This is a genomic window from Pseudomonas sp. Con_6, assembly GCF_059379395.1.
Map to the genome: position 1 here is coordinate 2388026 of NZ_CM182011.1, position 17010 is coordinate 2405035.

Here is a 17010-nt window from a genome sequence, read left to right on the forward strand (position 1 = left end):
GGGGCTTCATGCCCCGGCGTCGGCAGGTGGTACATATGCCTTTTTCAGGTTCGAAGTTCTGATCGGAATCCTGCGGGTTCCATGAGGAATTTGCCATTTTAAATACACAATCGCGCCACTAGCCTGAACGCCCGAATCATGGACGAGAGGGCTTCATCATGGCTGCAACACCCGCTGTCGAACCATCCGTACCGGCCTCCACGGCTGCGGATATCCATTACCAGATCGTCAGCCAGCGCGTCCCGCAATGGCTGTTGAAGGCGCCGGCCCAGCAGCGCCAGGCCCTGCGCGAGCAGCGCCCGCAAGCGACTCCGTGGCTGGCCGAAGCCAGGACCCGCATGCCAGAGGTACTCGCAGCCTGGCATGACGAGCAGCAGCGTCATGCCTTCCATGCCGGGGTGATGGAGGATCTCCTCAAACAGTTGCCAAGCCCGGAAGCGTTTGCCGAACCGCTGCTGCGCGAAGCGCTGAAACGCAGCTTCGGTCTTGACCTCGACGTGCGCCACACCTACCTGTTCAATGCCGCCCGGGCACGGGTCGACGTGGCGCATTTCACTACCCGCGATCCGCTGGTCAAGGCGTTCCAGGTCGTCAACGCCGCCACCCAGCCGTTGCTCCTCGCCGCACTGCAGAACTTCGAGGCCTGGGAGGCGGAAACGGATGGCTTGCGCGACGGTCGCCGACCGTCGCTGATCTTCGCCAGCGACAGCGGACAAGCCCTGGCACCCAGCCGAGAGATCGATCTGGCACCGGAACGCTTCGCTGCCCTGTGTCGCACGCTTGACCTCGGCGGACGCTACCAGCGCCTGATCGATAGCGTGTTCAACCCGGCACCACGGGCGCAGGAAAGCGCCGAGGTTGCCGCCATCAACCGCCAGTCCTGCTTCCAGTTGTTCGAGCAGTCGGTGTTGCGCCTCAACCTGCACCTGGCCCGCTTGCGTGGCGAGATCGACCAGACCTTGTACGAGGACCTCCTGCTGGTCGCAAAGAATGGCCCGGCCCAGGGTGGGCTGCACCGCAGTGTCCTCAAGCTGTGGGATGTGCCACTCAACGGCATCGTCCTGTTCTACCGCCAGACTGCGGTCGATAGCGCGCCAGAGCAACTGGTGGTGTACATGCCGGACGACGGGAAACAGCCGTTGCAGGTGTTCGACTCGATCAAGGCCTTTCACGATGTGCTGCGTGACCGGCTCAGCGACCCGGCCTGGCGCCATGACTTCATGCGTTTCGTGCCCGCCCGTGAGCGCAGCCAGTTGCTGCGGCGCCTCCAGCTCAGCCTGTACCCGAAGGTGTGGAACCCGGGCGGCTGGTATGAGGAGCAATACGACACTCATGCCGTGCTGCGCCTGAACAAGGAGGACTTCGCCGCGCCGCTGCTCAACCAGTTGCTGCAGCGCAAGATCGCCGTGCTCAAGGACGACGGGCTGTTTCACGCGGTGCCGACGGCGGACGAGGATCACAAGAGTACCCAGGACAAGATTGCCTACTTCCTCGGCGTCGGTTTCAACCTGCTCAACGTCGCCGCGTTCGTCGTTCCTGGGCTTGGGCCGGTGATGCTGACGGTCAACGCGGCACTGTTGGGCTACGAGGTCTATGAAGGCTTCGACAGCCTGTCCAGAGGCGAGCAGGAAGCGGCCTGGGGCTACTTCATGGACGTCGCCGAAAACCTGGTGCTGATGGCGGCCCTCGGCGTGGTCGGTGGCGCCGGGCAGCGTTTCGACGGCCAGTTGCCGCTGGTGATGCGCAGCATGCGTCCGGTGACCCTGGCCGATGGCAGCGTACGCCTGTGGAAACCGGATATCGCCCCGTTCGCCTACGACATCCGCCTGCCGTCCGACCTGCAACCGGACAGCAACGGCCTGTATGACTGGCAGGGGCGCCAATGGTTGAAACTGGAGGGGCGCCATTACTCGGTGCGGACCCTGCTCGGCGAGGCGCAGGGCTACCGGCTGGAGCATCCGGCGCGGGTCGGCGCCTACGAGCCGACCTTGCGACCCAACGGTAATGGCGGCTGGCTGCATGAAGCGGACAGCCCCGAACGCTGGAGCGGCATGCAGCTGTTTCGCCGCCAGGGCTATCGCGAGGCGCAGCTTTCCGAGGGGCTGGCCAAGTGCGCGCTGCGCATCAGCGGGATCAGCGAGGCGCAGTTGCGTCAGACCCTGATCGACTGCCAGCGGCCGCCGGCACTGCTCACCGACACCCTGCGCCGCCTTGAACTGGCCGAGCGCCTGGACGCCGCCGGTACCCTCGATGCCAGCACCTTCGCCAGCGAATACCGCGCCCTGCAACCGCCGCTATCGGCTGCAGGCGAACAACTGCGACAGCGCTTCAAGCTACCCGACGGTATTGTCGCTGAGATCGTCGCTGCGGCGAGCGCGCAAGAACGGGCAGAGCTCGACGCAACGGCGAGTGTGCCGGCGCGTCTGGCCGAGGAGGCGCGCATCTATCTGCAGCAGGTGCGTATTGCCCGGGCCTGCGAAGGCTTGTACATGGACATCGAGGCCAACGCCGACAACGCCAGGCTGATGCTGCATGCCTTGGAAACCCTGCCCGAGTGGCCGGCCGGACTGCGCCTGGCGGTATACGAGGGCAGCCTCGATGGGCGCTTGCTCGGCGCGATCGGGCCGGAGCAGGAGCCGGCTGTCGCGGTGATCTGGCGCGGGCAGTTGCCACGCGGCTTTTGCAAGGCACTGTTTGATGCCATCCCTGGGGTCTTCCGCGAGCGTCTCGGGCTCATCGATGCTGCAACCTTGCGCGACAAGCTTCGTGCCCAACCTCTGGTGCCGCGTCAGCGCCTGCGCCAATGGCTGGGCATGCAGGCGATCAGACCGGCCTTCCGCTCGCCCATGCGCCTGGCCGATGGCCGTATCGGCCACCCCCTCAGTGGTCGCGGCGGCAACCCGTTCTTCACCGAGGATGAACTGCTGGACAAGCTGCGCTTGCTGGAGCTGGAGGACGTTTACGTCGAAGACGCCTTGCAGGCCCTGTACCGCAGCGGGCTGGACCGGCCCGCCATCAGCGCGCGTCTGGACGGCCTGCTCGACGAGATGCTGCAACTGCGCGCGTGCCTGGACCGCTGGGTACTCGATTCGGCCAAGCTGCCCGCGAACGAAGTCACCCAGCGCAGCCGCGAGCGCATCGGTCTGGCCCTGTGGGAATACTGGCGCCGCAGCATCCTCCCGGAACTCGGCCAGCCGGTCTCGCGGCTGATCCTGGTGCAGGTGCAACTGGCGGACCTGCCTGTTCAGTTGCCGGAGTTCCTGCGCCAGCGGGTGCGCGCGATTCTGCTCGACGATGTGGTGTATCGCACGGGGGCATCCTACGAGCAGATCATCGGCGAGAACCAGTTGCAGGCGTTCGCTCATGCCTTCCCCAACCTGGCCTCCCTGGATATCCGCGGCGGCGACTGGGGCGCGGACCTGGTGCAGATGATCGCCCGTGTCTGGCCGCGCCTCGCCGCGCTGGGACTCAACGGTGTCAATGCGATCATCGGCCAGCAGGACCTGCGCGCCCTGGCCACGCTGTCGCGCCTGCGCCGTCTCGAGCTGAGCGGGATCATCCTGCACGAGATGCCGGCGTCGGCGCTCGATGGCCTGACTCTCGACTACCTGGGCCTCGACCGGCTCGGCCTGCTGGCCTGGCCGCAGTGGCTGCACAGTGCGGCGCTGGCGCGGATCGGCGAGCTGTCGCTGGTCGGCAACCAGTTGAGCGAACTGCCCGAGGCGATCCTCGGCGATGTCACGCCGGTGGCCAGGCCGATGCGCATTGCGTTGCACGGCAACCGTTTTCTGCGCCAAGCCCTGCTTGATCTGCGGCTGGCCGAGCGCTTCGGGCGTCGCTTCGTCTTCGACCTGAGCTTGTTGCCTGGCGCCGAAGCCGAACTCAACCAGCGCCTGATCGAGTTCAGGCAGTTGCAGGCCTCGATCCAGGCCTGGGTCGATTCTGCGTCGCCTACCGCGCCGATCAGCGCGGAACAGCGCGCTTATCGCCAGCGCATTGGCAATACGCTGATGCTGTATTGGCGCGAGCACCTGCAAAATGCCGGTTCTGCCCTGCTCAGCCTGGAGGGACTGCGCCTCGATGACACGCCTGAGAACCTGCCGACAGGCGTCGTCACGGCCTTGCATCGCCTTGAACTGGTGCGCTTCGAGGGCAGTACCGAGCAACTGGAGCGTTTCGTCAGGCGCTTCCCGGGCTTGCACGAACTGGCCCTGGCCGATGGCCGCCCGGCGCTGACTCAAGTACCTGCGGCGCTGGTCGAGATGCCGCAACTGCGCGAACTGGTGCTGGTCGACATGGGCATGACCATCGATCAGGCGGCAATGCACGCCTTCGCCCGCAATCCCCTGCTGTCGACCCTGCAACTGGATGGCAATCGCCTCGGTGAGATCAGCGACATGTCGCTGTTCCGCCATCGCACCTTCAGCTATCTCGGCCTGGAGCGGATGGCGATCACCACCTGGCCGGCCTGGCTCGATCAACTGTTGCCGAGCAATATCGAACGGCTCGGGCTGGACGGCAACCTGCTCACCCGCCTGCCGGACTACATCCTGGAAAACCGCCGCCAGCCGGACGGCGCGGTAGAGATCTCGCTACGCAACAACCCCTTGACCCGCGATACCCTGATCCAGGCTTTCGTCTCGCAGCACTACAACCGGCCCTACACCTTCGCCCTGGACCTGCCCAACGACGTCATCGAGATGGAGCAGGAGGCACACACGTCCGATTCCGAAGACGAGAGCGACGGGCAAAGCGATCCCTGCCTGGAGGATGAAAACTTCGTCCAGACCTGGGCCACCGGCGAGGCCGGGCGCGACGCCCGTCACCAGCAGTTGTGGACCACCCTGACCGAGGACGGGGACGCGGAATGGCTACTGCGCTTGATCGCCCTGCTGCGGCACAGTGCCGACTATCGTTCCACGGCGACCCGCACCGAGCTGATCGACCGGGTCTGGGACGTGCTCGCCGCCGCCGGAGACGATACCGAACTGCGCCTGACCCTCAACGGCATGGCCGAGGAGCCGGTGCAGCAGCTTGACCGCCACGAAACCTGCCCGGACGGAATCCGCCTGGAGTTCAACCAGATCGAGTTCCAGGTCCATACCCGCCAGGCCTTGCGCAACCTGCCCGAGGGCAACCGCGGCCCGGCGCTGTTCCGCCTGATGCGCGGGATCTTCCGGGCGCAGACTCTCGACCGGCTGGCCCGCGAGGCCGCCCGCGACCGCGATGAAGCCGAAGTTCGCCTGGCCTACCGCCTGCGTTGGGCGCAAGACCTGCAACTGCCGCTACCGCCGCGAAGCATGTTGTACCGAACCGATGCGCATATCGTGCCCGGAGAACTGGAGCGTGCCCTGGCCACGCTGAGGCAGGAGGAGAGTGGAGTCGGCCTGTTGCGTTTCGCCGCGCAGTGCGACTTCTGGGCCGCCTACCTGCGCGAGACCTTCGCCGAGCGCTTCAATGCACTCAAGGTTGCCTATGAGGCGGCGGTGCTCGACGCCATGGAGCAGCATCCTGACGAATCCAGTGAACAATCTTCGGTGCGCATCGCCGCATTGGAAGCGAAGTTCAAGGCGCAGCAGCAGGGGTTGCTTGAAGAGCTGACCGTGAGTCAGGCGTTGTCGGCAGGATAATCCGCAGATCCAAGGGACTGGCGCGAACCTGCGGAAGCGGGTTCGCGTCGATGCTCTCTGCGCCACGGCGCAGCCCGGCAGCGTGCGGTACATATCCCTTTTTCCGATTCGAACTTCCGATCCAAATCCCGACCATTCCATGAGGAATTTGCCATTTTTTAAAGCGGAACCCGCCATTAGCCTGAATGCCCGATTCATGGATGAAAGGGCGTCAACATGGCCGCGACCGATACTCCCCGTAGCACTTCCACACCCCCCGATCCGCATTACCACACCGTCAGCCAGCGCGTTCCGCAATGGCTGCTGGACGCCACCCCACAACGCCGCCAGGCCTTGCGCAAGGTGCTGCCGCAGCCACTCCCCTGGCTGGACGAGGCCCGTGCGCGGCTGCCCGCAGTCGTCGCAGCGCTGCGTGAAGACGACAGCAAGCACCCGCTTTACGCCGAAGCGGTGGATGACGTCCTCAAGCAACTGCCGAGCCCCGAAGCGTTCGCCGAGCCGCTGTTGCGGGCAGCGATCAAGGACACCTTTGGCCTCGACCTGGACGTGCGCCGTACCTTCCTGTTCAACGCCGTGCGCGCCCGCGCCGCCGAATCGCACCTGAACGCTCGCGATCCTGTAGCCCGGGCCTTTCAAGCGGTGAAGGTGGCGACCCAGTCGCTGCTGGCCAGCGCCCTGCAGAACTTCGAGGCCTTCGAGGCCGAGACCGATGGCCTGCGCGATGACCGCCGACCCTCGACGATCTTCACCAGTGAGACCGGCCTGCCCATGGATCCGGGGCAGACGCTGGAGCTGCTGCCAGAACGCTTCGCCGCGCTGTGCCGCCAGCTCGATCTGGGCGGGCGTTACCAGCAACGGATCCGTGTGCTGTTCGAGCCGGCGCCACAAGCCGGGGAAGACAGCGCCACGGCGGCGGCCAGCCGCCAGGTCTGGTTCAAGCTCTTCGAGTATTCGACCTTCCGTCTCAACCTGCACCTGGCCCGCTTGCGTGACCATATCGATCAGGCGACCTACGCCACGCTGCTTGACGTGACGAAGAGCGGCAAGGCCAGCCCCGACTACAGGCGCAGCGTGCCGACACTGTGGGAGGTACCGCTCAATGGCATGGTCCTGTTCACCCTCGCTGGCAGCGCCGGCGTGGTGGTGTACATGCCGGATGAGCCGCAGCAGCCCGTGCAGGCCTTCGCCTCGCTCACGGCCTTCCACGATGCGCTGCGCGAACGTCTCAAGGAGCGGACCTGGCGCGGCGGGTTCCTGCGCTTCGTTCCGGCCCGGGAGCGCGAACAGCTGTTGCAGCGGATCCAGCGCAGCCTGTACCCGCAGGTCTGGAACCCCGGCGGTTGGTACGAGGAACGCTACGACCCGAACGCCAGCCTGCGTCTGGGTGAGCAGGCCCTTGCCACGCCGCTGTTCAACGCTCTGCTGCAGCGCAAGATCGCCGTGCTCAAGGACGACGGGCTGTTTCACGCGGTGCCCACGGCGGACCAGGATCACAAGAGCCGGCAGGACAAGATCGACTATTTCCTCGGCGTCGGTTTCAACCTGCTCAATGTCGCCGCCTTCGTCGTCCCGGTGCTTGGCGAGGTGATGCTGGTGGTCAACGCGGGGATGCTGGTCCATGAGGTCTACGAAGGCTTCCACAGCCTGGCCAAGGGCGAGCAGGAGGAGGCCTGGGGCTATTTCATGGATGTCGGCGAGAATCTCGCGATCATGGCGGCACTGGGCGTGGTCGGCGCCGGGGCACAGCGTTTCGAAGGCAACCTGCCGCTGGCGGTGTGCAGCATGCGTCCGGTCACCCTGGCCGATGGCAGCGTGCGCCTGTGGAAACCGGACATCACTCCGTTCGCCTATGACATTCGTCTGCCGGCCGATCTGCAACCGGAAGCCAACGGTCTCTACGACTACCAAGGCCGCCAATGGCTGAAGCTGGAAGGGCGCTATTACTCGGTGCGCACCCTGCTGGGCGAGGCACCGGGCTATCGCCTCGAACATCCTGAACGCGCCGCTGCCTACCAACCTGTAGTGCGCCCCAATGGCAACGGCGGCTGGCTGCACGAAGCCGATACCCCTGAACGGTGGCATGGCATGCAGCTGTTTCGTCGCCAGGGCCCGCGCGAGGCTGCGGTCAGTGCCGACATGGCGCAACGTGCGCTGGACATCAGCGGCGTCAGCGAGGCCCAACTGCGTCGGTCCCTGGTGGACTGCCAGCGCCCGCCGGCGCTGCTGACCGACGCGTTGAGCCGTCTGGTCCTGTTCGAGCAACTCGACAGCGCCGGTCTGCTCGATGCCGATACCTTCGCCACCCGCTATCGCGCCCGGCAGGCGGACCTGTCGGACGCGGGACAGTTGTTGCAGGGCGCGTTCAGGTTACCGAACGGGTTGCTTGAAGAAATCGTCGCTGCCGCGACGCCGGCCGAGCTGCGTGAGCTGGCCCTCGACGGGCGGGTGCCACTGCGTCTGGCGGAAGAAGCGCGGCGTTACCAGCAACAGGTGCGCATTGCCCGGGCTTGCGAGGGCCTGTACCTGGACCTCGGCGTCGGCGCAGACAGCGCCAGTCTGTTTCTCCACGCTCTTGAGAGGTTGCCGCACTGGTCGCGCGAGGTGGGTATCGCGCTACATAAGGGGCACGTCGAGGGCAGGCTGCTGGCGCAGATCGGCAGCGATGTCGCTGCGGCAATCCCGCTGGTCTGGCGCGGGCAATCCCTGGCGGAGCTGTGCGCTGCCGTATTCGAGGCCATACCGGGCGAAGCGCGGGTGGCGCTCGGGATCGACGACGCCGTCAGTCTGCGCGAGCGGGTGCTGGCCCAACCCCTGGCTCCGCGCTGGCAGTTGCGCGACTGGCTGGGCTTGTCCGCCGAGCCGCCCGGCTTCCGCTCGCCCATGCGTCTGGCGGACGGCCGCCTTGGCTACCCGCTCAGTGGTCGCGGTGGACCACTGTTCACCGAGGACCAGCTATTGGACAAGTTGCGGGTGCTGGAACTGGACGACCCGGAAGGCATCCTCCGTGTCCTGCTGGCCCAAGGGCTGGATCGCGCGGCCATCGATGCCTTGCTTGAACCGTTGCTCGAAGAAATGCAGGCGCTGCGCCAGTGTCTCGACCGCTGGGCGCTGGCGTCCGCCAACCAGCACCTGAGCGAAACCCGCCAGCTCAACCGCGAGCGCATCGGCGAGGCGCTCTGGAGCCACTGGCGCAACGGTCTGCTGCCGCAGATCGGACGCCCGACGCCACGTCTGGCGCTGTGGCGGGTGCAACTGGTGGACCTGCCGACGGACCTGCCGGCGTTCTTGCGCGAAGGGGTGCGCGAGCTGTTGCTGGACGAGGTGATCCAGGAGGAGGGCGAGGCGCACCAGCGCGTCATCGGCGAGGCTCACCTGCAGGGCTTGGCCGCATGCTTTCCTGAACTGACCGCGCTGGATATTCGCAGCGGCGAATGGACCCAGGGCCTGGCGCCGATGATTGTCCAGGCCTGGCCGCGCCTGCGCGCGCTGGGCCTGCGCGAGTTGCGCGGCCGGCTCGGCGAGCTTGACCTGCGTGCACTGCTCGGATTGCCGCGTCTGCGCCGGTTGTCACTGCGCGGCAGTCGGGTCGAGAGCATGCCCGATACCACCCTGCATGGCCTGACCCTCGATCATCTGTGCCTTGACTGGCTCGGCCTGCTGCACTGGCCGGGCTGGCTGGACAGCACGGTGCTGCTGCGGATCGGCGAAGTGTCGTTGATGAACAACTGGATGCAGGAGGTGCCATCTGCACTTCTGTCCGACACCACGGCGGTCGCCAGGCCCCAGCGCATTGTCCTGCGCGGCAGCCAGTTCAGTCACCAGTCCTTGCTCGACATGCGCCTGGCCGAGCATTTCAACCGGCGTTTCAGCTTCGACCTGGACCTGGAGCCGCCACTCGAGCAGATGCTTGCCCAGCACGTGCGCGAGCGCGCCAGCCTTCAGGCGGCCCTGCGTTCCTGGGCCGACCCGGCGGTGGCGTTCACCCGCATTGGTTACCGGCAGCGTATCGCCAAGGTGCTGCTGGCGTTCTGGCGCGAGGACCTGCGTGGACCGGGCACGGCCCTGCTGTGCCTGGAGGACCTGGTGCTGGAGGAGTTCCCCGACAACCTGCCGGCGTTCTTTGCCGAACGGGTGCACCGCCTCGACCTGACACGCTACAGCGCCGGGGACGGTGACAGCCTGTCGAACTTCCTCGGGCGTTTCCTGCAACTGCGTGAACTGAGCCTGATCAGCGGCACACCGGCGCTGACCTCCGTGCCCGAGTGCCTGATCCGCTTCTCCTGGCTACGCGAACTGGCGCTGATCCGCATGGGCATGTCCATCGACCAGGCAGCCATGGATACCTTCGGACGCCTGCCGATGCTGTCGTCGCTGCAGCTGGACGGCAATCGCCTGGGCACGATCACCGACGTGTCGATGTTCACCGGCCGCTTTCTGAACTATCTCGGCCTCGCGGAGATGCAATTGACTCACTGGCCCGACTGGCTCGACGGCCTGTTGCCCGGTGGTGTCGAACTGCTCTGTCTGGACGACAACCAGATCAGCGAGTTGCCGGAGGACATCCTGGCGAACCGGCGCACCTTTTCCGGGGTGGCCGAGATTTCCCTGCACAACAATCCGTTGACCCGGCAAACCCTGATCGATGCGCACCGTTCGCAACATGTCAATCGGCCCTATTCCTTCACCCTCGACCTGCCTGAGGACATTGCCGCGATGGAGCGTCTGCCGCACTCTTCGGATTCCGAGAGCGAAGGGGCAGAGGACAGCTCTCCGGAGCCGATTGCTGACCACGCAGTGTACTGGGAGACCGGCGACCGGGTGCAAGATGAGCGCCACCAGCAAACCTGGGGCATGCTGCTTGAACAGGATGGCGCCCGCGCGTTGCTGGGCCTGGTCAACCGTCTGCGACAGACTGCCGACTACCGTTCGCTGGTCACCCGTGACGAGTTGCGCCAGCGGGTCTGGAGCGTGCTGAGCGCAGCGCTGGACGACAGCGATCTGTGCCTGATCCTCAACGGCATGGCCGAAGAGCCTCTGCACCAGGCCAGCAGCCACGAGACCTGTCCGGACGGCATTCGTCTGGAGTTCAACCAGATGGAATTGCTGGTGCACACCCGCCAGGCGCTACGTGATATCCCCGAAAGCAATCGTGGTTCGGCGTTGTTCCGGCTGATGCGCGGAATCTTCCGCAGCCAGACCCTGGACCGCATCGCCCGTGACCACAGCACCGGGCGCGACGAAGCCGAGGTGCGCCTGGCGTACCGTCTGCGCTGGGCCGCCGAGCTGGAACTGCCTTTGCCGCCACGGACCATGCTTTACCGTGGCGCGGCAGAGATCGCCCCAGGCGAACTCGATCGTGCCCTGGCCCAGTTGCAACGGGAGGAGGGTAGCGCCGGGTTGTTGGCCTTCGCTCGCCAGTGCGAGTTCTGGACCGCCTATCTGCGCGAGGCCTTTGCCGCGCGCTTCAACGTGCTCACAAAAGCCTATGAGGCGGCGGTGCTGAAGGCCACCGAGGACTATCCCGACGAAAGCGCCGCGCAATCGGCGGCGCGCATCGAGGCGTTGGAGGCGAGGTTCAAAGAGGATGAGCAGGCCCTGATCGATCAGTTGACCTTGAGTCAGGCATCGTTGGAAAGGTAGATGCGTCGGCCCTCCCGTGAAACCCGCCCGGGCGCCGGCAAGCCAGCGCCCGGGCGTGCGGTACATATGGCTTTTTCCGATTCGAAGTTCCGATCCGAATCCCGACTGTTCCATGAGGAATTTGCCATTTTTAAAACAGGATCCCGCCATTAGCCTGAACGCCCATTCATGGACGAGAGGGCTTCAACATGGCCGATACATCAACGCTCGCGGCAGCCGCCACGACGACCGACGATATCCATTATCAGACCGTCAGCCAGAGGGTACCCGCGTGGCTGCTGCACACCTCGGCGGAGCAACGCCGGGCCTTGCGCGCCAATGTGCCGCCGACGCTGCCCTGGCTGACCGAGGCCGCCGACCGGTTGCCGGAGGTGGTGCATGCCTGGTACGAGGAGGTGCGACGTCACGAGCAGTACCGCGTGACCGTGGAGCGCCTGCTTGCCACGCTGCCCAGCGTCGAGGATTACGCCGCACCGCGGCTGCGCGAGGCACTGCGCAGCCGCTTCGGCCTTGATCTCGATGTGCAGCGCACCTTCCTCTTCAACGCCGTGCACGCGCGCACCGCTGAACAACAGCTGGCGCATGACGATCCTGCGGTCAGGGCCTTCCAGGCGGTCAAGGCCGGCACCCGCTCGTTGCTCCAGGCCGCCCTGCAGAACTTCGAGACGTTCGAGGCACAGCCCGATGGCCTGCGGGACGGACGCCGGCCTTCGTCGCTGTTCCTCAGCGACAGCGGCCAGCCTCTGGAGCCGGGGCAGCCGCTCGACCTGGCCCCCGAGAGCTTCGCGGCACTCTGCCGCGAACTGGACTTCGGTGCGGGCTATCAGCGCTTGATCGACGCGCTGTTCGCTCCCCCGCCGCAGGCCGGGGAAAGCGTTCAGGCCGCGACAGACAATCGTCAGGCCTGGTTCAAGCTGTTCGAGCAATCGAGCTTGCGCCTCAACCTGCACCTGGCCCGCCTGCGTGGCTGGCTCGACGCCGACCTGTACCAGAACTTGCTGGAGGTGGCGAAGAACGACAAGGCCAAGGATGGCCTGGAGCGCAGTGTCCTGACCCTCTGGGACGTCGAGCTGAACGGCATCGTCCTGTTCCAGAGCCCCGGGCGCGATGGTGCCGCGACGCGGCTGGTGGCCTACCTGCCGGACGAGCCTCGGCAGCCGCTGCAGACCTTCGACTCGACCCAGGCCTTGCAGGCCAGCCTGCGTGAGCGCATGCGCGATCCGGCCTGGCGCACCTGGTTCATGCGCTTCGTTCCGGCGCGCGAGCGCGATCGACTGTCGCAACGTCTCCAGCGCAGCCTGTATCCCAAGGTCTGGAACCCCGGCGGTTGGTACGAAGAGCAGTACGATGCCGACGCCTCGCTGCACCTGGGCAAACAGGCGTTTTCCGCGCCACTGTTGAACATCCTCCTGCAGCGCAAGATCGCTGTGCTCAAGGACGATGGCCTGTACCACGCGGTGCCGACAGCGGAGCAGGACCACAAGTCAGCGCTGGCCAAGGTCGAGTACGCCCTGGGGGTGGTCTTCGATGTGGCCAACCTGGCGGCCTTCGTCGTCCCGTCGCTGGGCGTGGTGATGCTCGGGGTCAACGGCGCATTGCTCGGTTACGAGGTCTACGAGGGTTTCGACAGCCTGGCCAAGGGCGACAAGGAAGAGGCCTGGGGCTACTTCATGGATGTTGGCGAAAACCTGGCACTGATGGCGGCGCTGGGCGTGGCCGGCGGTGCCGCGCAACACTTCGAGGGTAGCCTGCCGCTGGCCGTGCGCAGCATGCGCCCGGTGACCCTGGCCGACGGCAGCGTGCGCCTGTGGAAACCGGACATCACGCCGTTCGCCTACGACATCCGCCTGCCAGCTGAACTGCAACCTGGGTCGAATGGACTGTACGACTACCAGGGGCGCCAGTGGTTGAAGCTGGAGGGGCGCTTCTACTCGGTGCGGACTCTGCTCGGCGAGGAACAGGGCTACCGTCTGGAACACCCGCAACGCTCTGCTGGTTACCAGCCGGTGGTCCGCCATAACGGCAATGGCGGCTGGCTGCACGAGGCGGAGACGCCTGGGGAGTGGCGCGGACTGGAATTGTTCCAGCGTCAGGGACCGCGGGAGGCGGGAGTGTCCGCCGAGCTGGCCCAGCGCGCCTTGCGCATCAGCGGGGTCAGCGAGGCGCAGTTGCGCCAGACCTTGGTCGACAGCCGTCGGCCACCGGCACTGCTCACCGACACCTTGCACCGCCTGACCCTGGCTGAGGCTGCGGCGGATGCCAACGCATTCGCCCGCGCCTACCGTGAGCTGCAACCGCGCCTGTCGCCACGGGGGCGCTTGCTGGGGCGGCAGTTTCAGTTGCCCAACGGCCTGCTCGAGGAGATCGTTGGCGCGGCGACTGCGGAGGAGCTCGAGGTCATGACCCGGGAGGCTCGTGTGCCGCTGCGTCTGGCGGAAGAAGCACGGCTATACCGCGAGCAGGTCCGCATCGCTCGCGCCTGCGAAGGGTTGTACCTGGACCTGGAGGCCACGCCAGACAGTGCCTGCGTGCTTCTGCACAGCCTGCAAGGCCTGGAGGACTGGCCGGAAAACCTGCACCTGGCGTTGTATCGGGACCGCCTCGACGGTGCCTTGCTCGCCAGTATCGGACCTGCCGCAGAACCGGCGTTGGCGCTGGTGTGGCGCGCGCAGTCGCCCTCATTGTTTTGCCAGGTGCTGTTCGATGCGCTGCCAGAGGCTACCCGGGTCAGGCTTGGTCTGGCCGATGCCGCGACCCTGCGCGAGCGTTTGCAGGCGCAGGCATTGCCGCCGCGCCAGCGTCTGCGCCAGTGGCTCGGCCTGCGCGAACTGAAACCGGCCTTCCGCTCGCCGATGCGCCTGGCTGACGGGCGCATTGGCCACCCGCTCAGCGGACGCCCCGCGTTATTCCTGACCGAAGACGAGCTGTTGGACAAGCTGCGCCTGTTGGAGTTGGAGGACGTCTATGTCGAGGATGCGCTTCAGGCGTTGTACCGCAGCGGCCTGGACCGGGTCGCGGTGAACGCGCGGCTGGACGGTCTGCTCGGTGAGATGCTCGCCTTGCGCGGCTGTCTCGATGCCTGGGTGCTGGAGTCGGCCAGCGAACACCTCAGCGTCGCCCGCCAGCGTAGCCGCGAGCGCATTGGCCAGGCCATCTGGGCGCACTGGCGATGCAGTCTGCTGCCTGAACTGGGCCAGCCGGCACCGCGCCTGATCCTCTGGCAGGTACAGCTGGTCGATTTGCCGTCGCGGCTGCCGGACTTCTTTGGCGAGCGGGTGCGCACGCTGGTGTTGAACGATGTGATCGAGGAGGAGGGCGAAGCTTTTCAACAGATCGTCGAAGCACAACGCGTGAGTGCACTTGCCGGGCGCTTCCCCAACCTGACGGCACTGGAAATCCGCCGGGGACAATGGCCCGCCGGCGTGTCCGGACTGATCGCCCGTGCCTGGCCTCGGCTCGCTGGGCTGACGCTTCAGGAACTGGGTGGTCTGTTCGGCAAGGATGACCTGCACAGCCTGGGCAGCCTGAGCCGGCTGCGCCGCCTCGATCTGCGCGGCATGCACCTGCGCGCCATGCCGGCCACGGCGCTGAGCGACTTGACCCTGGACTTCCTTGGCCTCGACTGGGTCGGTCTGCAGGAGTGGCCGCAGTGGCTGGACAACACCGCGCTGGGGCGGATTGGCGAGCTGTCGTTGGTGGGCAATCAGCTCAGCGAGATCCCGGCGGCCATCCTCGACGACGCGCACACCGTGGCCACGCCGCTGCGTATTGCCTTGCTGGGCAACCGATTCTCCCGCCAGGCCCTGCTCGACTTGCGTCTGGCCGAGAGCTTCCGACGTCGTTTCAGCTTCAACCTGGGGTTGTCGGCGGCACTCGAGCAGGAGCTCCGTGAGCGCGTGCTGGAGCGGCGGCAAATCGAGGCGACCCTGGGCGAGTGGCTTGATCCGGCGACCTCCACGACGCCACTGGATCCTGACCAGATAGCCTACCGCCGGCGCATTGGCCAGGCCTGGCTGAGGTTCTGGCACGAGAGCCTGCAGGACAGCGGTACCGCGGTGCTGAGCCTGGGGAATGCCGTCCTCAGTGACATGCCCGAGAGCGTGCCGCCGTTCCTGCTCGCGCGTGTACGCCGCCTTGAGTTGAGCCAGTTCAGTGGCCGTGGCGGCGACCTCGAACGCTTCCTCTGGCCATTCCCGCAACTGACCGAGCTGTGGCTGAGCGAAGGGCAGCCGAGCATGACCAGGATACCGGCATTCCTCAGCCGCTTTACCCAACTGCGCGAGCTGGCACTGCTGGACATGGGCCTGACGGTCGACCAGGCGGCCATGCGCGGCTTTGCCCGGCTGCCGACGCTGACCTCGCTGCTGCTGGACGGCAACCGCCTGGGCTCGATCATCGATGTGTCGATGTTTCGCTCGCGGGTGCTGACATACCTCGGTCTGGCGCGCATGCAGATCGACACTTGGCCTGCCTGGCTCGACCGGTTGCTTCCCACCGGCGTCGAGCGCATCGGCCTGGACGGCAACCAGTTGCGCGAGCTGCCGGCGCTGCTTCTGGACAACCGGCGCAGTACCGAGGGTGCGGTGGAGATTTCCCTGCGCAACAACCCGCTGACCCGCGACACCATGATTCAGGCGCATGTCTCGCAGCATTACAACCGTCCGTATACCTTCGTCATGGACCTCCCCGAGGACATCGCAGTGATGGGGCGCGAGGCGCATGTTTCCGATTCTGAAGACGAGTCTGGCGGCTTAGAGGAGGGCGGCCCGTCGTCGGACGATCTGCCGGTGGCGGAGGGCGATCCGGCCCACAGTTGGAAGACCGGCAACCTGGAGCAGGATGCGCGCAATCAGCACACCTGGGACACCCTGGTGGAGGCCGGCGATGCCGAGGCGCTGCTTAAACTGGTGCGCCTGTTGCGACACAGCGCTGACTATCGCTCGACGCTCATCCGTCCGGAGTTGGTGGAACGGGTGTGGACCGTGCTGGCGGCGGTGGAGCAGGACCGTGAGCTGCGCCTGATCCTCAACGGTATGGCCGAGGAGCCGTTGCGCCAGGTCCACAGCCACGAGACCTGTCCGGACGGTATCCGCCTGGAGTTCAACCAGATGGAGTTCAAGGTCTACACGCGCCAGGCGTTGCGCCAGATCACCGACAACGATCGTGGCCCGGCGCTGTTCCGCCTGATGCGCGGGGTCTTTCGCGCCTACACCCTCGACAGCATCGCCCGCCGCGAGGCGCGCGGGCGCGACGAGGCGGAGGTGCGCCTGGCCTATCGCCTGAACTGGGGTGCCGAACTGCAATTGCCGCTGCCGCCACGCAGCATGCTCTACCAGGCCAGCGCCGACATCTCCCAGGGTGAGCTGAATGCCGTCCTGCGCCGGGTCCGCGAGGAGGAGCAGGGGCCGGCGCTTTTGCAGTTCGCTGCGCAGTGCGACTTCTGGGTCGCCTACCTGCGTGAGACCTTCGCCGCGCGCTTCGCGCCGCTCAAGGAGCGCTACGAAGCCGCAGTGCTCGACGCGATCGAGGCGCACCCGGATGACAGCGGCGAGCAGTCGGCGGCGCGGACCGGTGCCCTGGAAGCACAGTTCAAGACGGACGAGCAGGCCTTGCTCGAGCGCCTGACCCTGGAGCACTCGCTCGGACCGCAATGACCACGGCACGCGCGCCGGGGCGTCTTGCCCCGGCGTTGTCGCGCGGTGGTACATAAGGCTTTTTCAGGTTCGAAGTTCTGATCGGA

General features: G+C 66.2%; 3 protein-coding genes. All 3 read left to right on the forward strand.

What is annotated here, in order from left to right; translation table 11 throughout:
* Window positions 1–158: 158 nt before the first annotated feature.
* The 3 genes from AC5QPF_RS10790 to AC5QPF_RS10800 all read left to right on the forward strand — a co-directional run bounded on the left by AC5QPF_RS10790 (window position 159) and on the right by AC5QPF_RS10800 (window position 16924).
* The gene (locus AC5QPF_RS10790; protein ID WP_494963204.1) at window positions 159–5630 is read left to right on the forward strand and encodes an NEL-type E3 ubiquitin ligase domain-containing protein; all 5472 of its coding nucleotides are present in this window, start codon (window positions 159–161) and stop codon (window positions 5628–5630) included.
* A 216-nt stretch (window positions 5631–5846) separates the two neighbouring features.
* Window positions 5847–11270 (forward strand): NEL-type E3 ubiquitin ligase domain-containing protein, encoded by a 5424-nt coding sequence (locus AC5QPF_RS10795; protein WP_494963205.1) that lies wholly within the window; start codon window positions 5847–5849, stop codon window positions 11268–11270.
* A gap of 188 nt (window positions 11271–11458) precedes the next feature.
* Window positions 11459–16924, forward strand: coding sequence for an NEL-type E3 ubiquitin ligase domain-containing protein (locus AC5QPF_RS10800; RefSeq protein WP_494963206.1), 5466 nt, complete (start codon window positions 11459–11461; stop codon window positions 16922–16924).
* Window positions 16925–17010: the final 86 nt, after the last annotated feature.